At 58.1% G+C, this 24,780-nt stretch carries 20 protein-coding genes and 9 pseudogenes; 20 read left to right on the top strand and 9 right to left on the bottom strand.

Features of this window, described 5'->3' with window-relative positions; all coding sequences use genetic code 11:
- Positions 1-161 precede the first annotated feature (161 nt).
- The 6 genes and pseudogenes from tnpA (XI06_RS43780) to XI06_RS13820 all read left to right on the top strand — a co-directional run.
- Positions 162-533 (top strand): annotated as a pseudogene (gene tnpA, locus XI06_RS43780) (IS66-like element accessory protein TnpA); the annotation flags it as partial.
- A 74-nt stretch (positions 534-607) separates the two neighbouring features.
- Positions 608-736 carry a hypothetical protein gene (locus XI06_RS13840; RefSeq protein WP_333909330.1) on the top strand — a complete coding sequence of 43 codons (129 nt, stop codon included), beginning with the start codon at positions 608-610 and terminating at the stop codon, positions 734-736.
- A 10-nt stretch (positions 737-746) separates the two neighbouring features.
- Entirely contained in the window at positions 747-1,289 is a 543-nt protein-coding gene (locus tag XI06_RS13835; RefSeq protein WP_271605578.1) for a GMC family oxidoreductase N-terminal domain-containing protein, read from the top strand.
- Positions 1,290-1,565: 276 nt separating this feature from the next.
- Positions 1,566-1,766 carry a hypothetical protein gene (locus XI06_RS13830; RefSeq protein ID WP_271605577.1) on the top strand — a complete coding sequence of 67 codons (201 nt, stop codon included), beginning with the start codon at positions 1,566-1,568 and terminating at the stop codon, positions 1,764-1,766.
- A gap of 1,173 nt (positions 1,767-2,939) precedes the next feature.
- Positions 2,940-4,097, top strand: coding sequence for a M24 family metallopeptidase (locus XI06_RS13825; protein ID WP_271605576.1), 1,158 nt, complete (start codon positions 2,940-2,942; stop codon positions 4,095-4,097).
- A 930-nt stretch (positions 4,098-5,027) separates the two neighbouring features.
- On the top strand, positions 5,028-6,350 hold the full coding sequence (locus tag XI06_RS13820; RefSeq protein ID WP_271605575.1) for an NAD(P)/FAD-dependent oxidoreductase: 1,323 nt from the start codon (positions 5,028-5,030) through the stop codon (positions 6,348-6,350).
- Between the two features lie 268 nt (positions 6,351-6,618).
- Here XI06_RS13820 and XI06_RS13815 read toward each other — a convergent pair whose 3' ends face one another.
- A complete protein-coding gene (locus XI06_RS13815; RefSeq protein ID WP_442869442.1) occupies positions 6,619-7,095 on the bottom strand; it encodes an IS66 family transposase in 477 nt (158 codons plus the stop codon).
- A gap of 406 nt (positions 7,096-7,501) precedes the next feature.
- Between XI06_RS13815 and tnpB (XI06_RS43775) the strand changes: the two are divergent.
- From tnpB (XI06_RS43775) to XI06_RS43470, 5 genes and pseudogenes are all read left to right on the top strand, one after another.
- Positions 7,502-7,738: pseudogene (gene tnpB, locus XI06_RS43775) on the top strand (IS66 family insertion sequence element accessory protein TnpB); the annotation flags it as partial.
- Positions 7,731-7,904, top strand: a complete 174-nt coding sequence (tnpB, locus tag XI06_RS43770) for an IS66 family insertion sequence element accessory protein TnpB (protein WP_442869441.1) — start codon at positions 7,731-7,733, stop codon at positions 7,902-7,904. The pseudogene tnpB (XI06_RS43775) and the gene tnpB (XI06_RS43770), both read left to right, overlap by 8 nt.
- 42 nt (positions 7,905-7,946) lie before the next feature.
- Positions 7,947-8,741: pseudogene (locus tag XI06_RS13805) on the top strand (IS66 family transposase); the annotation flags it as partial.
- Between the two features lie 200 nt (positions 8,742-8,941).
- Positions 8,942-9,220, top strand: coding sequence for a hypothetical protein (locus XI06_RS13800; RefSeq protein ID WP_271605574.1), 279 nt, complete (start codon positions 8,942-8,944; stop codon positions 9,218-9,220).
- A gap of 47 nt (positions 9,221-9,267) precedes the next feature.
- A pseudogene (locus XI06_RS43470) lies at positions 9,268-9,488 on the top strand (group II intron reverse transcriptase/maturase); the annotation flags it as partial.
- A 115-nt stretch (positions 9,489-9,603) separates the two neighbouring features.
- Here the strand turns inward: XI06_RS43470 and XI06_RS13795 are convergent.
- The gene (locus tag XI06_RS13795) at positions 9,604-9,804 is read right to left on the bottom strand and encodes a hypothetical protein (RefSeq protein WP_271605573.1); all 201 of its coding nucleotides are present in this window, start codon (positions 9,802-9,804) and stop codon (positions 9,604-9,606) included.
- A 61-nt stretch (positions 9,805-9,865) separates the two neighbouring features.
- Between XI06_RS13795 and XI06_RS13790 the strand changes: the two are divergent.
- From XI06_RS13790 to XI06_RS13775, 5 genes and pseudogenes are all read left to right on the top strand, one after another.
- Positions 9,866-10,270 (top strand): annotated as a pseudogene (locus XI06_RS13790) (IS66 family transposase); the annotation flags it as partial.
- Complete coding sequence (locus XI06_RS43765) at positions 10,239-10,397, top strand: IS66 family transposase (RefSeq protein ID WP_442869440.1); 159 nt, start codon at positions 10,239-10,241, stop codon at positions 10,395-10,397. The pseudogene XI06_RS13790 and the gene XI06_RS43765, both read left to right, overlap by 32 nt.
- 1,456 nt (positions 10,398-11,853) lie before the next feature.
- Entirely contained in the window at positions 11,854-13,044 is a 1,191-nt protein-coding gene (locus XI06_RS13785) for an aminotransferase class I/II-fold pyridoxal phosphate-dependent enzyme (RefSeq protein WP_271605571.1), read from the top strand.
- A 601-nt stretch (positions 13,045-13,645) separates the two neighbouring features.
- Entirely contained in the window at positions 13,646-14,131 is a 486-nt protein-coding gene (locus tag XI06_RS13780; protein ID WP_271605570.1) for a hypothetical protein, read from the top strand.
- 2,357 nt (positions 14,132-16,488) lie between these two features.
- The gene (locus tag XI06_RS13775) at positions 16,489-17,775 is read left to right on the top strand and encodes an aminotransferase class I/II-fold pyridoxal phosphate-dependent enzyme (RefSeq protein ID WP_271605569.1); all 1,287 of its coding nucleotides are present in this window, start codon (positions 16,489-16,491) and stop codon (positions 17,773-17,775) included.
- Positions 17,776-17,857: 82 nt separating this feature from the next.
- Here XI06_RS13775 and XI06_RS13770 read toward each other — a convergent pair.
- Positions 17,858-18,094, bottom strand: a pseudogene (locus XI06_RS13770) (transposase domain-containing protein); the annotation flags it as partial.
- Positions 18,095-18,298: 204 nt separating this feature from the next.
- Between XI06_RS13770 and XI06_RS13765 the strand changes: the two are divergent.
- Positions 18,299-18,625: a hypothetical protein gene (locus tag XI06_RS13765; protein WP_271605568.1), complete on the top strand. Its 327-nt coding sequence runs from the start codon at positions 18,299-18,301 to the stop codon at positions 18,623-18,625.
- Positions 18,626-18,772: 147 nt separating this feature from the next.
- Here XI06_RS13765 and tnpC read toward each other — a convergent pair whose 3' ends face one another.
- The 3 genes from tnpC to tnpA (XI06_RS13750) all read right to left on the bottom strand — a co-directional run bounded on the left by tnpC (position 18,773) and on the right by tnpA (XI06_RS13750) (position 21,220).
- Positions 18,773-20,401, bottom strand: a complete 1,629-nt coding sequence (gene tnpC / locus XI06_RS13760) for an IS66 family transposase (protein ID WP_194482923.1) — start codon at positions 20,399-20,401, stop codon at positions 18,773-18,775.
- 70 nt (positions 20,402-20,471) lie between these two features.
- Complete coding sequence (tnpB, locus tag XI06_RS13755) at positions 20,472-20,819, bottom strand: IS66 family insertion sequence element accessory protein TnpB (protein ID WP_080134400.1); 348 nt, start codon at positions 20,817-20,819, stop codon at positions 20,472-20,474.
- Entirely contained in the window at positions 20,816-21,220 is a 405-nt protein-coding gene (tnpA, locus tag XI06_RS13750) for an IS66-like element accessory protein TnpA (protein ID WP_080134401.1), read from the bottom strand. The genes tnpB (XI06_RS13755) and tnpA (XI06_RS13750) overlap by 4 nt, the downstream gene beginning before the upstream one ends.
- A 60-nt stretch (positions 21,221-21,280) precedes the next feature.
- Between tnpA (XI06_RS13750) and XI06_RS43760 the strand changes: the two are divergent.
- Positions 21,281-21,547, top strand: a pseudogene (locus tag XI06_RS43760) (transposase); the annotation flags it as partial.
- Between the two features lie 72 nt (positions 21,548-21,619).
- On the opposite strand, the pseudogene XI06_RS43755 reads toward XI06_RS43760, so the two are convergent.
- A pseudogene (locus tag XI06_RS43755) lies at positions 21,620-21,805 on the bottom strand (IS66 family transposase); the annotation flags it as partial.
- A gap of 381 nt (positions 21,806-22,186) precedes the next feature.
- Here XI06_RS43755 and XI06_RS43750 point away from each other — a divergent pair.
- Complete coding sequence (locus XI06_RS43750; RefSeq protein WP_442869439.1) at positions 22,187-22,591, top strand: helix-turn-helix domain-containing protein; 405 nt, start codon at positions 22,187-22,189, stop codon at positions 22,589-22,591.
- 51 nt (positions 22,592-22,642) lie between these two features.
- On the opposite strand, the gene XI06_RS13740 is transcribed toward XI06_RS43750, so the two are convergent.
- Positions 22,643-23,395, bottom strand: coding sequence for an enoyl-CoA hydratase/isomerase family protein (locus XI06_RS13740; protein WP_271605566.1), 753 nt, complete (start codon positions 23,393-23,395; stop codon positions 22,643-22,645).
- Positions 23,396-23,504: 109 nt separating this feature from the next.
- On the opposite strand from XI06_RS13740, the gene XI06_RS43745 reads away from it, so the two are divergent.
- Positions 23,505-24,125, top strand: coding sequence for a DUF2889 domain-containing protein (locus XI06_RS43745; RefSeq protein ID WP_442869438.1), 621 nt, complete (start codon positions 23,505-23,507; stop codon positions 24,123-24,125).
- Positions 24,126-24,513: 388 nt separating this feature from the next.
- Here XI06_RS43745 and XI06_RS13735 read toward each other — a convergent pair.
- Positions 24,514-24,780: pseudogene (locus tag XI06_RS13735) on the bottom strand (hypothetical protein); the annotation flags it as partial.

Genomic DNA, 24,780 nt, shown 5'->3' with positions numbered 1-24,780 from the left:
CTCCGCGCATCGGCGTCACAAACAGAATCACAGGCGATTCAACCGATGCAAATCCTACGCACGAGATGTGGGTAATCGAAAGCCGGCGAACGGCGCCTTGTGTAGCTTGCGAGGCGGCGTGAGGATTTGACCTTAAGTCTAGCTTTAGGGTCACGTCGGGAATGCATGTCAATGTATTGGGCGCCGAGCGTCGGCGGCGGTGGAGTTACGACGAGAAGGTCCGCCTTGTCGAAGAGACCTTGCAGCCCGGCGAGACGGTCTGCGGGGTCGCGCGCCGACACGGGGTGGCTCATAACCTTCTGTTCACGTGGCGTCGACCAGCGCGCCGGGGCCGATTGGGCGGAGATACCGTGCCTGCTCTCGTTCTCGTCGAGATCACGCCGGTGGCGGCTCCGATCTCGAGCGGGGTGCCACAGCCGGAGTCCTCACCGCCTGCGCAGCGTGCAAGAGCTGGAATCATCGCGATTGAGCTCGGTGGCGGCTGTCGTGTTCCCGTTGACCGTGACGTGGATGTTGACGCGCTGCAGCAGGTCGTTGAGCTCTTGCGACGACGAGGATTCCGATTCCGAGGGGCGTCAGAGTCTGAAACGCGACCGGCCACACCGATATGCGCCGCGGCATGCGAAGCCTGGCTCTTACGGTTTCGGGAGAGCCTGAAGCGCGATCCCCATGCCGGCGATCTCTAGAGATCTTCCGAGGCCGCCGCGGCGATCTGACCAAGCATTCTCTGGCATGAAGGGTTGGGCGTGTCGCTCTATGCCAAGCGCCTGGAGGCGGCAAGTTCATCTGGCCGTCGGCGTCGGCCGGCGCGGTGTCGATCTCGGCAGCACAAAGGGCTTACATGCTCGAGGGCATCGACTACCGGAACCCCAACTGAGCTGGCGGCCGCAGAGCGCGGGCTAATTCAGGAAAAGTCTTGCCGGCCGGGCGAAATAGCCGAGAGACAGCACGAAAATAGTGAGGCTCGGTGCGGTCGCGAGGTAATTATCTCCTGCGGGGCCGTTCAGTCGCCCGGCCTGCTGGAGCATTCGGGCATCGGTCAGCCGAAGCTTCTCAAGAATTTTGGCATTGAGGTATGTCACGAACTGAAAGGAGCCGGCGAAAATTGCGGCAATCATTTCACTTCGCTCATGAGCTGGCGCGCCAAGCAGGCTACCCAAATGCCGTTCACAGCCTTGCTGCATCACATCGACGAGGATGCCCTGCTTCGGACGTTTCGACGACAAAAGCGGGAGGCCAGCGCGGCGATGGGGCAACGGTGGCGAAGTACGAAGAGGCCTCACGGATAACATCCGTGATCTCTGCGCACGGGTTTACACTGGTCGCTACCGGCCACAGCCGCTGCGGCGCCGTCTAGATCCCCAAAGCCAACGGCGGTAAGCGGCCTTTCGGTGTACCGGCGCTAGAGGACAAGATCGTCCAAAGCGGGGTCGCCGAGGTGTTGAGCACCGTCCGCGAGGCCGACTTCCTCGGGTTCTCCTTTGGCTTCCGGCCCGGGGGAATCCTCATTGGCGTTTGATGCCTTGCATCCGGCGATCTGAGCCAGCGCGTGAACTGAGTGCTCGATGCCGACATTCGCGTGGGTCGACTACGAGGGCCTGCTGCGGATGGTGGCGCAGAGGATCGCCGATCCTCGCCTGTTGCGGCTCATCGAGCTGTGGCTGCGAGCTGGCATTCTTAAGAGCGGCGAGAAGCAAAAAACGGACAGGGCCACGCCGCAAGGGGCAGGCGTCGGCCCGCTCCTTGCCAACACCTTCCTGCATTAAATCGTCGATCTCTGGGTTCATCGATGGCGTCGTCGCCACGCGCGCGGTCCCGTTGTGAGCGTGCGCTATGCGGACGGCTTCGTCGTGGGTTTCGAGAGCAAGGCAGGCGCGCAGGAAATTCTCTTGGCCCTCAAGACGCGGCTGGCCTGCTTTGGCCCGACGTTCTATGAAGGCAAGACGCGACTGATCGAGTTCGGCCGTTTGCGGCGCTCTGGCGTCAGGGGCGCGACGAGCGGCGGCCAGAGACCTTCGCCTTCCTCGGCTTCACCCACACTGCGGGCGGCCCCGAGGTGGCCCGATTCATCGTGGAGTATAATAGGAAGGGAAGCGCTTGACGCGCAAAGCTGACGGCGTTGCGCCAGGACGCTTGGCGGGTCATGCACACGCCACTGGCCAGGCAGCAAGAGTGGTTCGGCGCCGTTCTGCGCGGGCACTACGGCTGCTAGCAGGTCGCACAACTACCCTGCGGTCAACGGCTTCTACCGGGAAGTGCGCCGGACGCGGATGCGCCGCCTGAGACGGCACAGCCAGAAGAGTCGGCCCATGGGCTGGTCGGAGTTCGAGACCCTAACGGCACGCTTCCGTCAACCCGTTCAACGCATCACTCGCACTTCGGCGCAGGCGCGGATATGACCCGGGTTTCGTCGGGAAAAGCCGGGTGCGGGAAATCCGCTCGCCTGGATCTGTGAGGACGAAAGCCAAATGGCTGAGCTACTCGACCAGGACCAGGCTTCCGTAGCGTTAGAAACCTTGGCGGCCGCTTCGATCACAGGAGATGAGACCACAAGTATAGGTAGGTGCGCAACCAACTGAGATGTAGGAATAGAACCGTGCGGCTCTGGAAGACACAAGACGAACACACAAAATATGAACGGAATGAAAAGATCGGGAATCATATGAGGCAACATGTTGCACGTTTTTTTGCGTAGTTATGTGGAGCAGGCATCCTGCCGTAAGCTATGTCCTAGATTAGCTGCGCCGAGCCATCTTCACTGATTCTGATGCTTAGCAAGATGGGGCTTTGTAGGATCGATCGATGACGAGCCGCTGCATACGTTAGATCTCGGGCAGAAGTAGATTTTTGGAGATCTGCGTGGCGGAGTAGAGCCATGTTTCAAGAAGACGCATTGTATGCCATCGGCTGCATGGCTTCCCGCAATGAGGTCAGCGTTCATGCATCAAACTAAACTGAAATTGAATTCAGCCTTCCTGTCGCCTAACAAATCGGCGCTGCTGGAATTAATTCGTGAGCTCGGTGTTGATGCAATCATTGCCGCGAGCCCGGGCAACTTCATTTACGCCGCCGGCGCGTTCATAATGAGCGTCTCGTCTCTGAGGCGTTATGCGTTTGCCGTCGTGCCTGAGACGTTGGAGGCCATCGCTCTAGTTGCGACCACCGAGCGGAAGCAGATGCTTCATGAAAGTTGGATAAAGGACATCCGTACCTATACCGAGTTTGTAAATGACCCGGCTGATGCACTCGCTGACCTCCTAATCGACATCAGGAAGGACCAAGGGACGATCGGTATCGAACTCGACTACCTGCCGGTCGCGCTACATTCGCGTCTGGTGGAGAGGCTGTCCAACGTTAAGTTGGTTGATATCAGCCGGAAAATCGCTGCAATTCGGGCAGTAAAGCTGCCGCACGAAATCGCCGTCCTTGAAATGGCTCAAAAGCGGACACATCAAGCCGTGCTGAATGCGATCAGGGCGAGTGCGCACGACGATTCTGAGCGATGCATAGGAAATCGGATCGCCGGGTGCATCACCGGCAATGGAGCCGATAGAGCAGATATCATTCTAGGGAGCGGTCCGAACTCGTGTTACAATCACGCGAGGGCTAGCGATAGAGTGCCCCTGAAAAGCGAAATCATACGGCTCGATGTTAGTGGAAAATTTAGTGCATGGGGTAGCGATTTCGCGCGCACGTACTCGACCGGTGAGCCGACGGCGCTGCAGTGCATGACCTACCGAAAGCTTTGGGATCTTCAGACGTCGACCATCAACATGGTGCGTCCTGGAATGGCAGCCGAAGACCCCTTCTTCTTTTGTACGGAGCAGGCTCGGAAGCTGGGGCTGGATTTCGAGATGGTATGGGTCGGTCATGGTTTGGGCGTGGAAGCTCATGAGTTCCCGATGATTAGGCCTGGAGAGAAGGCGAAGCTGGAAGTAGGCATGGTGTTCAGCATCGAACCTATGGTCACGGATGTCGAGGGATCGATGTATCAGCTCGAGGACGTGTTCGTTGTAGATGAGCAGGGGCCGCGTTTGCTGACTTTGGGGTTCGGTCCTCGGGAAATCCCAATCATTGGCCAACCGATACAGACGTAAGGAGCGTGCGCGCCTGCGAAGTAATCCTCTCATGCGGTGCCGTGCAAATCGCCAGGTATGCTAGAGCTTTCTGGGATCGGACGGGGCAGAATTCCCGAGAGCTTAGGCCTCGAGATCCGACACTAGATAAATGGGGTGGGCGAAAAGTATGCCAACACGTGGCCGAGGCTCATGAGTTGGCGAGTGAACCGACAGATTTCGCTAAACGGGAGCCGCTCGCGGAGGAGGCATGTATCACCCCCTTGCGACCTGCAAGACGGCAATGATCCGATGGCGGTCGTCGATGATCAGCTGCGCGTGCATAGTCTCGGAGGCTTGCGCGTGATCGAAGCCTTGAACGGTGCCTTCCGGCAATCCCTACGCGCCAACGATCATCTTCGCCGAAAATGGGGCCGACATGATTAAGCAAGCTGCTAAAGAGTAAAAAGACGGGAGGCAAGCGTGATGCGGAGCCTCTTTAGCCCATAACCATAGATCCCGATCCTTGCCGCGCGAACATTCAGCAATTTGTAAAATGGACAAGGCTGCCGTGTACAAGGTCGCAGCAGCATGCGCATAGGTCAGAACTGGCTTCCATGCGGTGTGCTGGCTTAAATGTTCGAAAGACCTGAGTCTCGGCGGTATGGCCAGCAATTGTGCGGCATTTCCTTCCGACAGTCGCCGGCGATCTGAATAGGGCAGGAACGACCCTCGGCATCTCGTTCAGAGATTCTGGTTTGCGTGGCTGCTTGCCACCTATGCAGGAGATCTTATTGCGAGTGTCTGGTTGCCCGGCTTCCATCATAGGTGCGATGGCCGATCGAACAAAATGGAATAACGCTTGAGCTGGAATGTGTGGGCTCATGCAAAATGCTGGTAACGTTCCAAGTGCGAGCTATTCTGTCGAATGGTTGAAATTGAGGTTGTTGGGCTTTGGGGGAAATGAAAAACATGGACGCGGTTGTAATTGGCGCAGGCGTGGTTGGAGTGACGGCGGCTTTGGCACTTCAACAACGGGGGCTGCGGGTGCTGTTGCTGGAGCAGCATTCTGTCGCACAGGGCTGCAGCTTTGGCAATGCAGGTGTAATCGCTCCCGGTGCCTTTCCCCTTGGGGCATACTATCGAGTTCTTGATTTTCCCGCCGCCTTTTTGAAAAAGCGCTCACCCGCCGCGCTCCATTGGCCTTCAACCCCCGGGCTTCTGAGGTGGGGCATTCAGTACGCTAAGGCAACTCGACGAGACATCGTCAGCCGTCACACGCGGCTCCTGCATGAGCTGTGCCGCGAAGCACTTTACTCATACGAGCTCCTACTAGGCGCAGACCTGCCAACCGTCAACAGGTGCGGCTATTCGGCCGTCCACCTTGCTCCTGACGAATGCGAATGTGCAACCCGCATCAACTTGATTCGCAGGTCGCTCGGCTTGGCTGTTCAGATGCTCTCCGGGCCGGATCTTATCGAAATGGAGCCTGCCATCGGTCATTTTGCAGTCGGCGCCACGTTCTTCGAAGGTTCAACGCATGTTATTGACCCCGCGACGTTTGTAGCGAGTCTCGCGACCGTGTTCATCCAACGCGGCGGCCTCTTGCGATGCGACCGGATACTGGGTCTGCAAACTAAGGAAAATGGAGTGGTGACCGTCAGGGGCGCCCACGACAACTACTCGCCCAAAGCCGTAATTATCGCCACGGGCGCCCATGCTAACCGACTTCTGGCCGACTGCAATCATCGCGTTCCGCTTGCTTCCGAAAGAGGATACCATCTGGATCTAGACGTCTCGCCCGGATTTCTGAGGCGGCCAACTGCGCTACCGGGTCGGGGCTTGATTCTTACACCTACCCGACAAGGCGCCCGGATTGCTGGTATCAGTCACTTTGGCTTGCCGGGTTTCCAAGCGCGTCCGGAATTGCTCTTGTCGGCGCTGGATAGTTTGCACAAGCGAATGCCCATGCTAAGGCCACGGCCGGGCTCCCAAGTGTGGAGTGGAGAGCGCCCGTCTACACCAGACTCCTTGCCCATCGTGGAGCAGGTTCCGGGGCATCGTTCCATTTTCGTCTCCTGCGGTCACGGGCATCTAGGACTCACATTGGGTGCCGTCACAGCACGTGTGGTTGCCGACTTGGTCATGGGCCATTCGTCGAGCTATTTGAAATATCTGAGTTCGCTGCGCTTCAAGTTGAAATCAAGGGCAAGTTCCGAAAATTTGAATACACGGACGCTTTGCCATGGCAAAACAATGAGGATACGGATTAACGAGCCGTCGAAAACGGCCTGAGTCCGGATAGTCCTTTCGAGGACGACCTCCATGGAATATTGCACCTCCTTCAATTCCAGTGCCACCCTTTTATCCGACGCGCACTCTACACCGAATGAACAATGTCAATTGGAAGCCTTCAGCAGCCTCCCGCACCGCTTTTGATCCTTTTGATCCCGCTTTTGTCCATCGGAATTTGTTCAACTTGGCTACCAATGAGGAGTTCGATACCGAGCACGCTGCTCGCGCAGCCAGCTTCCAGCACCGCCAGCAGGGGTGCGCTTTGCTTTTAGCGCAAACGTAGCCGCTGTTCGGCGCTTTGGCCGTTGATGCCGCGCTCAATATCGAGCAGTGCATCGATGCGCTTGAAGGCCTCGAGGGCAATCGGCGAGATCGCCACGGCATCTTGTTGCGCCTCACATTGGCGACGACGTCTGCCAGCTCGAAGAACTGGCGCGCCTAGCGTGGGCCCAACAGACTGCAGTCGTGACCGGTCCCTGTGCGTGCGGCGTCTTAGCTCGTGGTAGCCGTTATAGGCATCGGCCTGGAGGATACAGGAGAAGCTTTGAAGATGCCGTGTGGGATACTCCTGCCGCCGGTCGCGCGAGGCGTGATAGGGCCACCCCGGGGGCCCCCTCCGCCGAATGGCCGAGGCCACCAACTCGTCTTGGGGTGCGATTGCTCCCAGCTCTTTGAGCTCAAGCTCCATCTGCTCCAAGAGCCGTGCCTTGCGCTCCGAGCGGCTGCCGTAAAACTGGCGACGCAGCTTCTCGATCTCGGTAAGCCTCCGAGGGGAGACGCCTTGCGGCGGGCTGGCCTGATGGTTGACAACAGTACGTATGGACAGCCATACGATCAGTACGTTGAATCGACTGGAAGTCGTTGATACAGGCCGGCGGCGGCGTTGGTCTGGCTCGAATTGTTTTGGAGAGCCTATCCGAGCCGCGCCTGGTTGCGCCGACAGCCCGGCGATACGGCTTGTCGCGCTCTCTGTTGGTGACTTGGCGGAGAGCCTTCGCGGCGACGCGGACCAAATCCGAGGCTGGCTTTGTCAGGGCGGTTGTGGCCGAGGGGGTGCCCGCGGCGCCGGTGGCCCTCGGAGAGCGCGACTGCACATTCGACGGAGCGTCGGATCGAGATCGAGCTAACCGGCTGGCGGCGGGTCATTATTGATGCGGGCCTCGACGTTGAGGTGCTTCGCCGGACCATCGAGGCTTTGGATCCGGGTGATTCCGGTTCCTACTGGAGTTCGGGTGTGGCTGGCGACGGGCCACACTGACACGCGTGAAGGCTTCGCCTCATTGTCACTGCAGGTGCAAGAGTTGCTGCGCCGCGATCCGCTGAGTGGTCATTTGTTCTGCTTCCGCGGACGCAGAGGCGATCTATTGAAAGTGATCTGGCATGACGGCCAGGGAGCATGCCTGCTTTACCAAGAAACTCGAGAGAGGTCGTTTTGTCTGGCCATCGCTGGCCGACGGCGTGATGTCGATCTCGCAGGCGCGGATGAGCTATCTGCTGTCCGGCATAGACTGGCGCGATCCCCAAGAGGACCGGCCTCCGACCAGTGTGGGCTGAGACTTTGTTATTTGAGTTTGGCCGCGAATGTGATTTCTAGCTATGGATTCCACCGCCGACCTGCCGCCTGATCTTGCCGCCGCGCATGCAATGATCCTGGCCGAGCGCACCGCCAGGCTTGCGGCGGAAGCCAGGCATGCTGAAGCGGTTAATGCCCAGGCGAAGCAATCGAGCACCGAAGCGCTGATTGCCCATCTCAGGCTCGAGATCGAGAAGCTACGACGCACGATATATCGCGCGCTCCGAGCAGTGGGCGCGGCTGCTCGATCAGCTGGAGCTTGAGCTTGAGGAACTCGAGGCGGGCGCGACCGAGGATGAGCTCGCTGCCGAGAGGCGGCCGGGAAGACGCAGACGGTGCGTTCGTTTCAGCGCAGGCGGTCGGTGCGCCAGCCCTTTCCCGATGATATCGCGCGGGAGCGCATGGTGCCGCCGGGCCGACGCTGTGTCGCTGCTGCGGATCGGCCCGGCTGTCGAAGTTCGGCGAAAGCGTGACCTCGACGCTGGAGGAGATCCCACGCTAGTTCAAGGTGATCGAAACGGTCCGGGAGAAGTTCAGTTGTTGGGATTTCGAGGCGATCACGCAGCCGCCAGCGCCGTTCCACGCCACACCTCGGGGCTCTATCGGACCCCAGCTTCTGGCGACGATCCTATACGACAAATTTGGTCAGCCGCTGAATCGACAGAGCCAGCGCTTCAAATGTGAGTGGGATCGACCTGTCCGTCTCGACGCTGTCGGACCAGGTGGGCGCCGGAGACTTTGCGGTCAGGCCGATCTTTGAACTGATCGAAGCCTATGTGCTCTCCGCCGACAGCCTTCACGGTGACGACAGTGTGCTGCAGAAGCACACAGAAAGGATGATCGAGATGATCTGAAATCTGGGCGCACAAGCTGTGGCAGCGATGAGGGTAGGCCCCTCGGGAAGGACTTTCAGGAGTAGGTCCCAAATCAGTTCAAGCGGCTTCGCTCAAGAGGCGCGGTCGTGAGCGTTGAAGCCAATGGTCGGGAAAACCCGAGCGGATAGGCATCCGAGAAACGAATGAAATTGAACCCGCCGATGGACGGTCTTAACGTGGAAATCGTCGTCAAAACCAGAGGTGTGTCGTCCCTCTGGGATGAGCCCGCCGGAAGTCTGATGACCGGGCGGGCGGCTGCCGGCGTTGAGGGGCGTGAATCGGATGCAGGCGCTGCCGCGGAACTGCAGGAACCAGTCGCTCCGATGGAAAGGGAGAAGCACAAGCGGAGAAGACGGCGAGGCGAGATTACCGACGCGGAGCACTGGGACGGACCGATCCGTATTAGCGACGAAGACTCGTAATGGGGCCCGAGAAGGTATCGGATCAGGAGGGCCGGCCACCGTCGCAATTGACAACAGGGAGGACGACGGTGGACCAGCCCAGCAGACCGTTCAACATCGACAAGAGAGAGGTGTACGAAGCATATCTGCAGTGCGATCCAGTGGTGGCGCAGCCGGTGTCGACGGAGTGTCGATTGAGCAGCTCAAGCCCGACTTGAAGAGCAATCTCTACAAGATTTGGAATCGAATGAGCTCAGGCGCTTACTTCCCGCCGCCAGTTCGCGCCGTCTCGCATGCCTGGCCGTTGGACGGCTCCCCAGCAAGCCTCCGCATCAGCAGCATCGTGCTTATTTGTCTTCACGTAAGCTCGTACGTAGCGGGCTGGCATAAAGACGTGCTTTGTGTCACAGCTTTATTAGTTCAAGAGCCCAATGATGGGCGCCGCCGCAAGCCTCAAGACCAACGAGACAACTAGGAAGCCGTGAAAAGAAATCGAGAACCTTCCCCCGAGCGAGTTTCATGCGGATAATCTCTCCATCCGCTGTAATCCAGTGGATTTGAAACCAGCTCTTCGAGATATCAAGCCCGATCGTGGTCATAGCCATAGCTCGTCCTCCTCTGGGGGCTCTTTCGCAGCTTATTAGGGCAGGGACCGTCCATCTCATTATGTGCGCGACGACCGTCCGTTTGCCGGCCCAGATCCGCCGCCGGCGGTGTTCTTCCACTCGCCCGATCGTGGCAGTGCGCATTCGGAGGCGCATTTGCCGGGCTATTGGAGCGATACAGGCCGATGCCTACGCCCGTTTTGGCAGGCTCTACGAGGCCAATCGCAAGGACAGGCGATCATCGAGGCGGTGTTGCTGGGTGCACGGCAGGCGCAAGTTCTTTGATCTCGCGCAGCTCAGCAAGGCGCCGATCGCGGCCGAGGCGGTCAAGCGCATCGATGTTCTGTCGCCATCGGACGCGAGATCAACCGTCTTGCGCCGGCAGGAGCGCCTGCGCGTGCGCCGGGAGCGCAGCCACCCTCTGATCGCCGAACTTGCAGGGGTGGTTGCGCGCGCAGCGCGCCAAGCTCTCCAGGAACAACGACGCGACCAGGACGATCAATTACTGCTTCACCCGCTGGGACGCATTTACCCGATTCCTAGATGATGGACGACTTTGCATGTCGAACCGCAGTCCGATCTCAAGCCTGTGACGGTTTGGAAACAAGAGTTCAATTAAGGGCAATACGTTCCGACCGATGCTAAGCTCTAGGCCCTCCAGCAGCAGTTGTCGAGTTTACAACATAATGGGCGAGCCACGACGCACCTCTTTGGTAACCAGCCTTACTGATCAACCTCCCGCAGCTGGTGCGGGACTTGAAAGGAAGTTGATCCGCATCATACGACCAAAAGGTCGCAATATGGCCCACCAAATTATCGCCCTCAATTCGCGCGTGCGTTCTTAATAAACATGCTCGGTGGACTGCTCCGGATCGCTATCTGCCGATCCAGTCGCGCCCCGTTACGCAAACTTCTCGGCATACCGATAACGGGCGCCTCCTGTGCGCTCCACAAACGGCGCCCGGTCGACGTTGCGGAAGCACTGACGAAGGCTACCGAGCTGTTCTCATCAATGATCACCCGTCTAGACCACAGCCGAGCCAGGCCAATGCGCGCCCAGTCCGTAATGGCGCAGCCGCGTGTCAAAGCCGCCTTTTGCGGATCATCGTAGCTATGGCGATGTCGCCGCGCTGCACAGTCGGCGTGAGATCTTCCCAAGGGAATGAGGTGATGGATGCCACCTCTGAAGGTCATGATCTGCCAGCAACCATGCGGCGCGTCGGCTTTTGACGCGTCAGCCACACGAGCCTAATCCAGAAGCTGCGCCATGGTGCTTTTGAGCCAGGTCTCATCATTGGTAGCCGCCTTCAATCTGATCCCGACATTTACTCCCACCGCCGAAGGATCGGAACGATTCTGCTCGGCCGCTGACCACAATGACAGCACTTCTGTTGAGGGTATATGCTTGCTTTTCGGATGCACACTTTGCGTCGGCGTCAACTACCACCCTTGACAATTGATCTGGACGGAAATGCATGACAAGGCTGGCTCGTGATCGTCAGCCTGACTGATTGTCACTTGGAGTTTGGGTTACAACAACATTACTGCAAAGGCTTGCTTTCGATGGGCTCACTCAGGCGCTCCGAATATCTGTTGGCACAGATCTGTCCAGCCCTCGCTTCTTTTGAACTTCGACGGACAGCATTTGGCACTCGGAGAAGCTTTCTGGTGCCGACACGTTCTACCAAATCTCCGGTGGAGCGCCTCATCTGGTACTCGAAACCGAATTGCTTGTGTCCGCTAGGGGCAATCGCGCTTCTTGAATGGCCCCGACGCTGGATGGAAACCACGTACGAAAAGATGGCCGAAATCCAGGTTAAGGCATCCGCTGAGCAGGCTGAAACGCCGCCCCCGGACGGACGTTTTTCATTGCGGCGCCATCGATCGCAATCGGGCGACGCAGGCCAACTCGTCTACCCAGCCGGAAATAGATGGAGACCGTCAACTTCGATTCTTTCGCATGTGAGCGGACGACAAATGCGAGTGCCTGCTTGATGCCCGTCGGGGCCGGCAGCCATAAGCTATATTTCTCTTGAACGGGGAGTTCTCATGCTGGCGCAAAGGACCGCCTTATTCAAGCTGTCTGGTACCGCGGCGGCAACCGCGGCCGCCAAAGCAGCCGCCGCTCGGGGGGAGGATATAATCGACTTGACCTCCGGAGAGATCTGGTGTGGCCTTGCTCCATCGGTCCGCGATGGCGCAATTGCCGCTATTAATCGCGACGCTAACCGCTATACCGATACAATCGGGCTAGTCGAGCTGCGCGATGCACTTGCACGTAAGATCTCCTCCGAGACCGCGCTACCTTGGTCTGCAGACGAAATCGCGGTTACAAGTGGTGCAAAACAAGCTCTGTTCAATGCGTCTATGGCCCTTCTAAATCCTGGGGATGAAGTCCTAATTCCCTCTCCCTACTGGACGACGTTCCCTGCGCAGGTCGTCCTGTCTGGCGCCAGACCACTCTTTATCGAGACTCGACATAACAAGTACGTCCCCTTGCTTTCCGATATCGAGGCCGCCATCACACCGAAGTCTAAAGCTATTGTGATCAACACACCAAACAATCCGACAGGCGCCGTCTACGGACATGACACTCTTCTCGGGATAGCCACAATCGCTATCGACAGAAAGCTTTGGATTATCTTCGATGAATGCTATGGGCCTTTTGTTCATGCCCCACACATCCACTATCCAATTGTCTCGGTACTGCCTCAAGTACGCGATCGCACTTTGATCGTAAATTCGTTTTCAAAGTCCTTGGCGCTGCCGGGCTGGCGAATCGGCTATCTCGCTGGTCCGAAGATGGTCATCGATGCGGTTAGATCACTACAAAGCCATACAACCTCTAATCCGAATGTAATCGCGCAACATGCACTACTTAATCACCTACAGTCCGGCGATTCTGGTTTCCAGTCGAAATTAAAGCGCCACATTACCAGCGGCCGGACTCTCGGGCTCTCTCTTCTTTCAAAGCTACAACTAGTACCTCCGCCATTAGCCGAAGGTGGATTCTGCTTCTATCTCGATCTTAGTGCATTTCAGCGACGCGCCAGTATTGATGGCCACGAGTTCAGCGCAGACGAAGTCGCAAATTCGCTACTGTTAGATGCTGGCGTCGCAACTGTCTCGGGCACGGCGTTCGGGGACGCCGTCGGCATGAGACTATTCTATGGCATCGATCTCGCGCTCCTTGACAAGGCTTTGCGCAGAGTGACCGAAACTCTAAACGCATGGAAATGACTTGCCTCGGCCGAGGCCAACGCTAGCGGCAACAGATGCGACACACGAGGTCTTGCCATTGCCTGCAGCGCTGTTCGAATTGTTTGCGGTCCACTTCAATCGGCGCGCGGTTTTGCGCCCGCCGTGCATAACGCAAAGGTAGCTGAAACGTCATTTGCCTGACGAAACATTAGGAGTGATTTCAAGATGAAGCAGCAGCTTAGGAGGTCGCGAATAGGCGGTAAATCGTCCAGATCTCGCGGGCAATGTGCTCGGAAATCGAAATGGTACAGGCGAAGGGACATGATCAGAGAAAAAGGTACGACCAAGCAATTTTTCGCCAAGCTTGGTGTGACCTTTCCTGAAGCTTAGCTGGAACTATTTAGTCGCGAAATCCCTGGCTCTACGGGTCGGTTTGCCTAATGCGAGATGAACTATGATCACAGTCGGCGTAATCGTACTACCGGACCGGTCATTGCGTCGTCCGCCAGGGGATGCGGGTAGAGCAGATTCCTATTCTTGCCGAACTCTTTTGCATGTTGCTGCCGGTCTAACTGCTGATGACGTCGTACTCCCGAAGCCAAACCAGGCTCTGCTAACAACATATTTGGAAGGAGCGCTGATGCTGCAAAAGCAGGGCGCCAATGTTGTCACGACTACGTGCGGATTTCTCATCCCTTTGCAAGATGCGATAGCCAAGCAGTTGCGGATACCCTTTATCGCGTCATCACTGCTCCAAATTCCGCTCGTATATCGCTTGGTAGGGGGCCGCGTAGGCATAATCACCGCAAACGATGAGGCACTAACAAAGACGTATCTGCAGCTTGCAGGTATCTCCGATGAAGTGCCTATAGCTGTTCGCGGGTTACAAGGTCACGATGAGTTCGCGGACCCTTACCTCAGAGGCAAAGGCGAGTTAGATACAGAGAGAGTGGAAGATTGTGTCGCGCATGACGCGGAGGAGCTTCTCGAACGCTTTCCCGATATCAAGGCATTTGTCTGCGAGTGCCATAACCTTCCGCCATTTTCCCCGGCAATTCGGCGACGTACGGGCAGACCAGTGTTTGACATTCTAAGTCTTGTCAGCTTCACGCTGCGGGGCTTCTGATCTATAAAATCCAGACGGTTATTAGGTATCGATATGGCGATGTACTCGACCGCGGGGTAATGGCGCGTTTTGCATCAGCTTGCGGTATCCGCCGGGCATATTGAAGGCCACCATCGGAATACTGGGCCAGTCTGGCGCCTGGCCGCTCGCAAAGATCGCCATCCACATGACGATCGGCCGCAGGCCAGTGCGGGACTGTTCCCCATCGCCCAGCCTAAGATCCTGGCTTTATAGATTCTTGATGGCGGCCAGATTGAGGTAGGCTTGTCGGCGTCGATGGGTGATATCGGCTAGCAGATCTGGATCGAAGTAGCGCGAAAAAATTGCGGTCAAGCAGATTCGGCGCGCTGTGGCAACCATCGGCGGTCCGCCCGGCATGTCCGCCGTGATGGCTTGGTCCCGTGAAGCGCATCAAACGGTCGGTGCTAGCATGGCTCCGCTCTGCGGCTCGCGTTTTCAACGCGGGCTACCATAACATGGCAGGTGCCGCCGTGGATCCGTCGCCGCTCCCTCTCTGACCGCACGCTCACGATGTACTTCGCGCCGTCGCCGACAGCGGCTTCGCCTAGGCTTCCGGTGGAGGTCGTCTTCCAGCATTGTATTTGAGCGTGAGATGATTTGCTCATCAATTCGCAAGTAAATGAGCAAACCTGATGACGGTTAGTACGCGCGCGGTGACGGCCCCTGGTTAGGCCTGCGGATTCCGATAATTTCGCCCGGGCACTCCGATTTCAACGCGGTAGCGCAAGCCACCGATCGGCCAGCGCTCGGCGATCACCAGCACCGCCTGCTCGACCTAGCACCTATGAACGACCTGAACAAAATCGATCCACACCTTTGCTGGCGGAACGTCCGGAGAAAAGGCGGGCAGCCAAGGGCCGTAACAAACATCCTCCCCCGCCCCAATATTTATCTGCACTACGTCTTCTCTGGACCACAAGTGGCGAAGCAAAACGGCGAAAGGGAATGACAGCGTGGCTGCTTTATCGGCGCGTGATAATCGCCTTCCGCATGCGGGCACACTGAGGGCGATACGACGCGACCTGACGAAATGTCGGCATGCGCCAATCGCTGAGATCGCCGCTTGGCTCCGTCGCGTGGTGCAGGGGTCCCTGAACTACGACGCGATTCCACGCTCCGCGCCGAGGTCTGCCGGGCATGGCTGCGCTCGCTTCGCCGATGCAGCCAGCGCTCCCGCAGGACCTGGAATCGATCCCAGCGTCACGTTAGGCGATACATCCCGAGAGTCCGCGCTTGTCATCCCCATCCCAATCCGCGGTACACGTCATGACCCAAGGCAGGAGCCGTATGCCGTATCCGCACGTACGGTATCTGAGCGAGGGCGCCGGGAAACCCAGCGTCCCTACCGCGAGCCTTTTGTCCCTTCGTCCATCGAATGAAGCAGACCGCCATCGTTGCTGTCGTTCACCACCTCGTTTGCGACGAGCTCTGGTTCTCCGGCTCGCGGGCGGTCTCCCCTTGGCGGAATTTGGCTCCTTCGATGTCCAAGCTTCGGAAGCCTGAGCCTTTGTCCGAAAGATCAGCCGAGCACCACCCGTAAGAGTTATATGCAGGGCTCGAAGACACAGCAATTTACATTTCATCCCGGGCGCACGTCTCTCGGGTTGACGTTCCTGATGCAACCATGTTGTTGAATTGGAGAAGGTTGCCGATCAGAGTGGCGTATTTGGTGCGCACATACCACGCTCATCTTTGGCCGATTATTTGCACGTGGTTCCGTGTCCTCCCCGTGATGCTGCGAGGGTGGTCGCCATCATCATTGCTATCGGCGCCAGGAACCTGAGTGCGAGTCGACTGATTGTACAGTATGGCCCGACCTATGTATCTAGGCGGTGCGGCTGCCCCTTGGGGGCAACGATGCGACCAGGCATTGCCGCTGCTCTTGTTCCACTCACACGCGTAAGCCAGGATGGAGGCACCCTCTAGTATTCGAGCTCTAAGCGGCACTATGTTGCGAGTCCGATGCTCACGGAGCATAAGTGTAGCGGCCGGTCGTGGACGTTTCTGAGATGGTGATCTTATCTGGGACAAGCCGACGAGTTTCAAAAGAGTGGTGGCTCAGCTCACCCAAATCATGCGGCCTCATAGCCGAAATCAGGAATTGTTCCGCATAGAGCAACACGCGACGGCGTGCTCTACCTGTCCCTTGCGCGTATCGCCCATCTTGTTTGGTAGGTATCCAGGCGACATCGCCAGTGATTTACTCCTGCAATCAGAAACGAATCGAGTTGCTGTAACGCTTGCGTCCACGAATTGAACCGATGCACGAAGTGATGCAGTTTGCAGGCTGATCTGAGATCAAACGCGTACTGTTGGCAATCCAGACGGAGTTTAGCATGCAACAGGAGGATTCCCGATCTGACGGCGGTCATCCGACGGGGCGTTTCCGAAACACCGCCTACGTAATCAGCAAGAGCAAACCGCACTTCGATGCTTGCCACGCCGCTGGTCTCATGGGCATCCAAGGACGTTCTACTACCGGGCGCGCCTTCGCTTTGGGGGCCGGCCCTCTTTGCGGTCGACCTGAGGTGATGGATTTCGTGCGTTGCTCCTACCTGGGGCTCGACAATCATCCCACTATCGTCGCTGGCGCGATGGATGCAATCGAGGCTCATCGCTCATTGCATTGGTCCTGTGCACGAACAAGGCTCAACTTTGATTTTCTGGCTGAACTCGAAACTAATCTGTCGGAGATGCTAAGCGCGCGCGTACTCGCCTTTTCCAGCGTCATGCTCGCCAATTTGGGTGCGATGCCACTCCTTGCTTCGGGACTATTGACGGGCGGACGGAAGCCGGTAGTCGTATTCGATCGCACTGCACACATTTCGCTCGCCTATCACAAGCCGGTCATAGCTGATGAGACGCGGGTAGAGACAATCGCCCACAACGACCTAAACGCACTCGAGCTCTTCTGTCGCCGAGAGCCGGTGGTGGCTTATGTTTGCGATGGTGTCTACTCTATGGGAGGAAATTCGCCGATCGCGGAGCTCCGCCAGCTACAGGAACGCTATGGGCTCTTTCTATATATAGACGATGCGCATGGTATATCTCTGTTCGGACGCCAAGGTGAAGGATTTGCCCGCTCACAGTTTCCGCAAGGATTAGGTGATCGTACAATCATAGCAGCGTCGATGGCCAAGGGGTTCGGCGCATCGGGAGGTATGTTGATGCTCGGAACGGCTGACCAAGAATCGTTGTTTCGGAGCTACTCGATTCCATATGCGTTTTCGGTCGCTCCTAACCTGGCAGCTGTGGGCGCCGCACTCGGCTCGTGCAAGATTCATCGCTCCCCGGAACTCGGTGAACGCCAGAGGCGATTGGCAGAGCGGATTGAGCTATTTGATAATCGTATCAGAACGGCGGAGCGAGGGAATTCGCTTCCAATCAGAATGGTGCCTGTTGGCTCCGAGACCAGGGCGATAGCGATAGCGAGAGAACTTCTTGACGCCGGTTTCTATACCTCAGTGACGTTCTTCCCGACGGTTGCGCAGGGGAAGGCGGGAATTCGGATGTGTATCACGGCCGATCATGAGGTTAAGGATATCCAGCGGCTCTGTGACTGCATCTTGGAGAAGATGGCTAGCACGACGAGTCGAGCACAGCAGGAGTCGATGCGCTCCTGAAGGGACAAGGACGACGTGGTGGTCGGATTCTGCAGCGCCTTGCGACTTTCCCGGACAATCGCAGACGTCACTTCCTGAACGATCAATCCAAACCTTGGGCGGGCCGATGGTTGGGCTCTGTACACCGGCGTTGAATTGGGGCGGGGTAATCGGTAGGCACGTCGGCAAGCCAAGCCTGTGGGTCGATGTCATTGAGCTTGGCGGTGGCGATGAGGCTGTAGCTCGCAGCCGCACGCCGGCCGCTCTCATCGGAGCCGGCGAAGGTCTAAGTTATTATTCCCACGGCGACCGCCCGGGGCTCACGCTCGGCAGCATTGTTCGGGCATGATTTTGCCGGCGCCTCAAGTTCGGTCTTCAAGTTCGGTGGTGAGACTGATCTTTCGGGGTTAGTCTGTCGAAGCTGGGATAGGGACGTCTGGAGCACGAAACGGTGGCAGCCCGTCTTGTCCATGGGCTGCGAGCTCGCGTTGTTACTTGAACCCCCTACGACTTGCCGGGCTGCGGTGTGAGCGCGGGTCCGTAGATGTCGTGCAAGCCACTGACTCCTACGATCGGCTTATCGCCTTTCGCCAAAACGCTCAGCCAGGATGATGAAGTGGTCATCGAGGTGACGGGCAACAGCGCGGCGGTCGAACGTCTTCTGCGCCCGCATGTTAAGCGCGTGGCGGTCGCCAATCCGAGACTTGTTCGAGCAATCGCCTATGCCCGGGGCAGCTTGTACCCTGGCAAAGTTGCTGCCGGCTTTTTGCCTGAGGTCTGGGTTGCCGACGACGACACCTACGGCCGCCGGCGCCGGATGGCGGAGCGCGCTGGCGTTTTGGCGCAGATCGTCCGAATGAAGGGCCCATGAAGGCAATCCTACATGCCAATCTCATACCGCCCTACAAAGGCCATCTCTTCGGCAAGTCGGGGCAGCGTTGGCTGACCAGTCTGCTTCTTCCTCCGAGGGAATATGAGATGCTTCGTAAGCATCCGGTGAGGACCGCGTAGCGGTCACTCAGGCTGCTTGGTTGACTTGCTTATTTCGGTCGCGCCAATTCCAGGGCAAAAGTTCGTCGAGCCGTTGTACGGGATGTGCAGCGATGCGTGCCAGGACGTCGGCGAGCCAAGCTTGTGGATCCACGTCGTTCATTTTGGCTGTGACGATCAGGCTGTACATCATCGCGGCACGGTCGCCGCCGCGGTCGGAGCCACAGAACAGCCAAGACTTCCGCCCCAGGGCGATGCCGCGCAGGGCTCGCTCGGCGGCGTTGTTCGACAGGCAGATGCGGCCATCGTCGAGGAAGCGGGTAAACGCATCCCAGCGCTTGAGCATGTAGTCCATCGCCTTGGCAACGTCGTTGCGCCGGGAGAGCTTGGCGCGTTGTTCACGCATCCAGACTTTCAGATCGGCCATCAGCGGCGCGCTCAGCTCCTGGCGGACGGCCCGGCGCCGTTCGGGCGTCTCGCCGTTGATGCCTCGCTCGATCTCGAACAAGGCGTCGATCCGACGGACTGCTTCCAGTGCCAGAGGCGAGATCACCGCTGGCTTTTTGCCTTGTACCTTGCGGCGCGCATTCTCCGCCAGATCAGCCATCACGAAGAACGGTCGTCGGGCATGGACCCAACACGCCGCTTCCAGGATCGGACCTACGTTGCGGCTCGGGTCGTAAAGCTTGCCATAGCCGCCATAGGCATCGGCCTGGAAGATGCCGTTGTAGCCGGCCAGATGGGCCTGGGGATGCTCGCCCGCGCGATCGCGCGAGTAATAAAACACTGCTCCCGGCGGGGCCTGCCCGCCAAAAGGCTTGTCGTCGCGTACATAGACCCAGATGCGGCCGGTGTCGGTCTTGCCTTTGGCCAGGACCGGCACCGTCGTGTCATCCCCGTGCAATCGCTCGGCACTCAGCACATGGGCCTCGAGGCGCCGGAACAAGGGCGTCAGCGCAACAGTGCAGCCACCAACCTGGTCGGCGAGGGTCGACAGGCTGATCGGCACGCCTTCCTTGCCATAGCGTTCGGCCTGACGGTTCAGCGGCTGGTGCTGGCCGAACTTCTCGAACAGCACCATCGCCAGTAAGCTGGGGCCGGCCCAACCACGGTCGATGACGTGGAACGGCGCCGGGGACTGGCTGATCTTCTCGCAATCACGGCAGCTGAACTTCTCCCGGACGTGCTGGATCACCTTCCAGGACTTCGGGATCACCTCCAGCGTCTCGGTGATGTCCTCCCCGAGCTTGGACAACCTCGCTCCGCCGCAGCAGGCGCACGCCACAGGTCCCGGCACGAGCACCCGCTCGCGAGGCAGATGGTCCGGGAACGGCTGGCGCGACGGCCTCTTGCGCGTGAACGAGGCCACCTTCGTCGTCTTGGCCGCGGCCATTTCGGCAGCGAGTTCGTCCTCAGTCGCTGAGGCCTCGAGCTCCTCCAGCGTCAGTTCGAGCTGATCCAGCAGCCTTGCGGTACGCTCCGAGCGAGGGCCATAACGATCACGGTTCAGCTTTTCGATCTGCAGCTTCAGGTGAGCGATCAGAGCATGGTCGTCGGACTGCTGGGCGCGAACGCTGGCGAGTTCGGCGCGCGTCGCCAGCAACGCCGCTTGCAGCGCCTCAATGTCTTCCGGCAGCTTCTGGGGACCGTCACCCATGCACCGATGGAATCACAAAAGCGACGATTTGGCGTGCGCTTTTTGCAATCTCACGGGACTATTGCGCAACCTATCCTGCGCTCTGCGGCCGCCAGCTGTGTTGGGGATTGCGCCAGTCGATCGCCTCCAGCAAATAGCCCATCTGAGCTGCGGTCAGCGATACCACGCCATCCACCGTCGCCGGCCAGATGAAGCGGCCACGGTCCAGTCGCTTGGCGTAGAGCGACAGCCCGATCCCGTCGTGCCAAAGGGCTTTGATCAGGGTGCCAGCACGACCACGGAACACAAAGACGTCGCCGGCAAAAGGATCCCGCCCCAGCCCCTCCTGCACCAGCAATGCCAGACCCTGCATGCCTTTGCGCATGTCAGTGTGACCGGTTGCGATCCAGATCCTCGCCCCTGCCGCGATCGGGATCATCGCCGCTCCAGCAGATCCAATACGCGAGACAACGCGGTCATATCAACGCCGGCGTCCACGATCACCCGACAGGCCTTGCCGACGACAATCTCCATGCGTCCGCTCGCTGGCCCCGCTAAAGTTACTGGCGGCGCCGGCGGTTGGTCCGGCATCACCATCGCTGGCACAAACGCTGGCTGAGGTTGTTCAGTATTGCTCGTCCGCGTCCCAAACGATCGTCGCCAAGTCAACAGGAGCGAGCGCGAGATGCCGTATCGTCGTGCTGTCGACGAGACCGCGCGCGGGGCCTGCAAACTCTCCAGAACGATCTTGAGTTTCTCATCATCGGTCCAGCGACGGCGACGGCCAGTCTCGACAACCTCGAACCGTTCAATCTGAGCACTGAACTTATTGCTGTCCATAAGGGCTGTTACACAGCACTGGTATTAACCCGACAAGGCGGCCCTCACCGGAGGGAGACGATGCTTCAGCGTCTGATCACGGAACTCGAACGCGTGACCAAGCAACTGTTGGAGATCGATAAAGCCGTGGCGCAACAGGCTCTGGACACTCACAAGCTGATGACGATTCCTGGCGTGAGTCCGATCGTCGCCTCGACTGCACTGGCCTCGATCGGCGACATCGCACGCTTCCAGTCGCCGGATAAGCCTAGCAGCTACTTCGGTTTGACACCTCGGGTTCGGCAATCGGGAGAGCATCCGGCAAGGTATGGTCGTATCTCGAAACCGGGCAATCGTGGCGCGGGTGAGGCAGTAATTGATCGGCTTGGTCGCGTCGTTGTTCCTGGAGAGCTTGGCGCTGCTCGCGCAACCACTCCTGCAAGTTCGACGATCAGACCTGGCGCACGCGCAGGCGCTCCTGCGCGCAAGACGGTTGCTCTCGCGTCCGTTGGCAACAGCATCGATGCGCTTGACCGCCTCGGCCGCGATCGGCGCGTTGCTGAGCCGCGCGAGATCAAAGAACTTGCGCTTGCCGTGCGCCCAGCAACACCGCCTTGATGATCGCCTGTCCTTCCGATTTGCAACAGACCTGATGCTCCGGAATAAATAGTCAAACTTTCGCGACGTCCGGAAGACAGGCGAGGAACGCCAGTAGGTAGAACCTAAGCTCGCCTTCAACGAACGTCCGGCCTCTGGCCCCTGTCGCCCTCATCTGTACTGGCCAATTACACATCCGAGACACATCGCTCGACAGGATCGATCCATTAATCAGAGTTGCTTAGCGCAGTCGTGCCCAAAAAACGAGCAAGCTTCGATCTCAAACCTATGCAGGATACATGACAGAATGGATCGAGAGGTTCGGTTGAACCAAATACTTTGACATGCTAGAGCTTAGGTTTATTTATACAGCCAAAGGCCGGTCCGTCCGTGACATGCAATGATCTTGATGCAAAAATTGGTGAACGAATCCGAGCGCAGCGGAAGCGAGTCGGCCTTAGTCAGAAAGAACTCGCGAGTCGACTCGACATAGTTTTTCAGCAATTGCAAAAGCACGAGAATGGCACGAGCAGAGTGCCAGCTAGTCGACTTTACGAAATTGCCGGAGCACTGAACACGCCGATCTCATATTTCTTCGAGATCGATGAACGCAAACCGCAGCAACGAACGTCACCACTCTCAGACGTTTCCGCCATAGTTGGCGCGCAAAAAGGACGTTTGGCGAAACAGGTTCTCGACCTTGTCACGACTTTCCTGAAGATCAAGGACGAAGATGCTCGAGCCGACATTGTTTCGTTGGTAGCCAGGCTATCGAAGTCCAAAGGTGAGCGATAGCGGGCAACGCTCCACAGGAGCTGCACCAATCGGCATCGCGACTCGCCATGGCTAGTGCTCCAGTACGTTTTTGTAGTGCTGTTGTGCGGCTCTGCTCGCAACGCCCGCAACATGTGCTTCCTTTGCTTCCGAGGCGATCTCCTGCAAGCCCGCAAGTAGGCCTCGATTAACCGACTCCTTGGTTCTGCGGAACGTGGCGTCCGGAAACTCACTAAGAATCTGCGCTCGCGTGAGGGCTTTTTCCACGAGGTGCTCGGAGTCAACCACCTCGTGAAGCAGCTTGTGATTGAGTGCCCACGAAATCGGGACGGCTTCGCATCCGTAAACGATGTCAGACATGGCTGCACGTCCTACGAAACTCTCGAGCAAATAGCTGCCGATTACACAGGCGATTCCGTGCTTCAATTCCCACATCAGTAGCTTGGTCTCCGGCGATCCAACGCGCCAATCGCAGGATAGCGCGAGCTGGAAGCCAATGCCTATTGCGTATCCCCCGATGGCCGCAATCGTAGGCTTCGTCACTTTCAGTATTGTAGAATAAAAATCGATCAACCTATCAATACACGCTTCTACTGCGGCACGCCCGGAGAGTTGGGCTACTTCATTCAGATCGCCGCCTGCACAGAAGGATCGATCGGTTCCTCCTGTTAACAATAAGGCACGTACGGCAGGATTTTCCTCTGTCTCTCGGCAGACCGTACGAATAGCATTCTCAAGTTCCACGCTCATCGGATTGTGGGCGTTGGCATGATTGAACCGCGCCACCAGAACCGCGCCTCGATCTTCCGTATCCAGAATGGCCATGGGGTCTCCAATCGGTTGCGTCTGAGGTTGGCTCCGTTGGTCGAAATGCGCACTGCAGATTGAGTGTACACATAAAAAGAGAATTGTACAACACTGAAATGCATATATAATGAGAGCACTGCTTGCAACCGCGACGCCGCCGCAAATCGCCGAGAGTGCACCGTCGCCAGATGTGGAAAAAGAATCTATGCCGCTTTCCGCCCCCGTTGAACGAGAACTCTTGCATCGCCGGACAATAGAAGTATTTGGTTATCGTCGCCGCGATCAATGCTGGGATATTGAAGCTCACCTGACCGACGTGAAAGCCAACACATACACAAATCCGTGGCGTGGAGAGGTGGTCCCGGGTGATCCCGTGCATGACATGCTGCTGCGAGTAACAGTCGACACGGGGTTCAAGATCGTTGCTCTTGAAGTTGCAAGCGATAAAAATCCCTACCCGACGTGCTCTGAAGCAGAGAGCGCATTCGCTGGGCTCGTCGGTCTCACGATAGGACCCGGTTGGAGAAAAAGAGCAAAAGATCAGGTCGGGGGAGCTGCCGGCTGCGTTCACCTCGCCGATCTTCTAAGTCTTATACGTTCCGTAATGCTCCAGACTATCTTGCCGTTTCTGTACACCGAGGGAACCTTCGACAGGCGACCTCGTCCTGGATTGATTGATAGTTGCTACGCGTACCAGCGAGACGGCGCTGTTGTAAGGCGACTGTGGCCTGGCTTGCTTACTGAGTAGGGAGCGAAGTCGCTGAGTGCCATTCGTTGTGCATGACTCCAGGCCCGGCCCCTCCTTGAGGTACCCAGCATTCTTTACGCCCCACTCGCACCGCGCCGAGATCGCGCGCCCACGAGTCCTCGTCCTATTCGAGGGATGTAGCTAGCCACCAACGAGGACCAAACGGGATCGGCCATGGCGCGAACAGCAATTGGGCTCCTCAGATTGTTGCGAGCCTCGCGCGCTCGAAGATCTCGATCGAGCGACCGGTCATGGGACGATCTTCCACATCGAAGCATCGAATTTGTAAGCACAAAATGGGACCGGGTGGCATGGGGCTTGCGACGCGAGATGGCCCCTGAGTGGTGTACCAGACGGCGGGACGCACTGCAGGCATTGGCCGGATCGGTCAGCTGGCGATTGCTGGGAAGCTGACGGCGGGATCATCGCTCAAGCGCGTTTCTAGCGTCATGTAGCGGGCGCGCTGGACCGCCCACTTATCGTTCTGCTCGAGCAGGATCGCGCCGAGCAGACGGGTGATGGCATCCTCATTGGGGAAGATGCCGCTTGATCTAGCCGTTGACCCGTTCGAGCGGATTGGTAACCGGTATGAGATGTCTCGGTGCCAACGTTCCCGCTGCGGTGTTCTACATCGTGGCGTATGGTGCGACCATCG

Source organism: Bradyrhizobium sp. CCBAU 11434, from assembly GCF_028128895.1.
Lineage (GTDB): Bacteria > Pseudomonadota > Alphaproteobacteria > Rhizobiales > Xanthobacteraceae > Bradyrhizobium > Bradyrhizobium zhengyangense.
Note: the sequence above shows the minus strand (reverse complement) of the source record. Positions and strands in the feature narration are given on the sequence as shown.

What these genes read in the sequence shown, in the direction of transcription:
- XI06_RS13840 (WP_333909330.1), top strand. Translation starts at nt 608, where the DNA reads ATGCGCCGCGGCATGCGAAGCCTGGCTCTTACGGTTTCGGGAGAGCCT.
- XI06_RS13830 (WP_271605577.1), top strand. Translation starts at nt 1,566, where the DNA reads ATGCCGACATTCGCGTGGGTCGACTACGAGGGCCTGCTGCGGATGGTG.
- XI06_RS13825 (WP_271605576.1), top strand. Translation starts at nt 2,940, where the DNA reads ATGCATCAAACTAAACTGAAATTGAATTCAGCCTTCCTGTCGCCTAAC.
- XI06_RS13820 (WP_271605575.1), top strand. Translation starts at nt 5,028, where the DNA reads ATGGACGCGGTTGTAATTGGCGCAGGCGTGGTTGGAGTGACGGCGGCT.
- tnpB (WP_442869441.1), top strand. Translation starts at nt 7,731, where the DNA reads ATGACGGCCAGGGAGCATGCCTGCTTTACCAAGAAACTCGAGAGAGGT.
- XI06_RS13800 (WP_271605574.1), top strand. Translation starts at nt 8,942, where the DNA reads ATGAAATTGAACCCGCCGATGGACGGTCTTAACGTGGAAATCGTCGTC.
- XI06_RS13795 (WP_271605573.1), bottom strand. Translation starts at nt 9,804, where the DNA reads ATGGCTATGACCACGATCGGGCTTGATATCTCGAAGAGCTGGTTTCAA.
- XI06_RS13785 (WP_271605571.1), top strand. Translation starts at nt 11,854, where the DNA reads ATGCTGGCGCAAAGGACCGCCTTATTCAAGCTGTCTGGTACCGCGGCG.
- XI06_RS13780 (WP_271605570.1), top strand. Translation starts at nt 13,646, where the DNA reads ATGCTGCAAAAGCAGGGCGCCAATGTTGTCACGACTACGTGCGGATTT.
- XI06_RS13775 (WP_271605569.1), top strand. Translation starts at nt 16,489, where the DNA reads ATGCAACAGGAGGATTCCCGATCTGACGGCGGTCATCCGACGGGGCGT.
- XI06_RS13765 (WP_271605568.1), top strand. Translation starts at nt 18,299, where the DNA reads ATGTCGTGCAAGCCACTGACTCCTACGATCGGCTTATCGCCTTTCGCC.
- tnpC (WP_194482923.1), bottom strand. Translation starts at nt 20,401, where the DNA reads ATGGGTGACGGTCCCCAGAAGCTGCCGGAAGACATTGAGGCGCTGCAA.
- tnpB (WP_080134400.1), bottom strand. Translation starts at nt 20,819, where the DNA reads ATGATCCCGATCGCGGCAGGGGCGAGGATCTGGATCGCAACCGGTCAC.
- tnpA (WP_080134401.1), bottom strand. Translation starts at nt 21,220, where the DNA reads ATGGACAGCAATAAGTTCAGTGCTCAGATTGAACGGTTCGAGGTTGTC.
- XI06_RS13740 (WP_271605566.1), bottom strand. Translation starts at nt 23,395, where the DNA reads ATGGCCATTCTGGATACGGAAGATCGAGGCGCGGTTCTGGTGGCGCGG.
- XI06_RS43745 (WP_442869438.1), top strand. Translation starts at nt 23,505, where the DNA reads ATGAGAGCACTGCTTGCAACCGCGACGCCGCCGCAAATCGCCGAGAGT.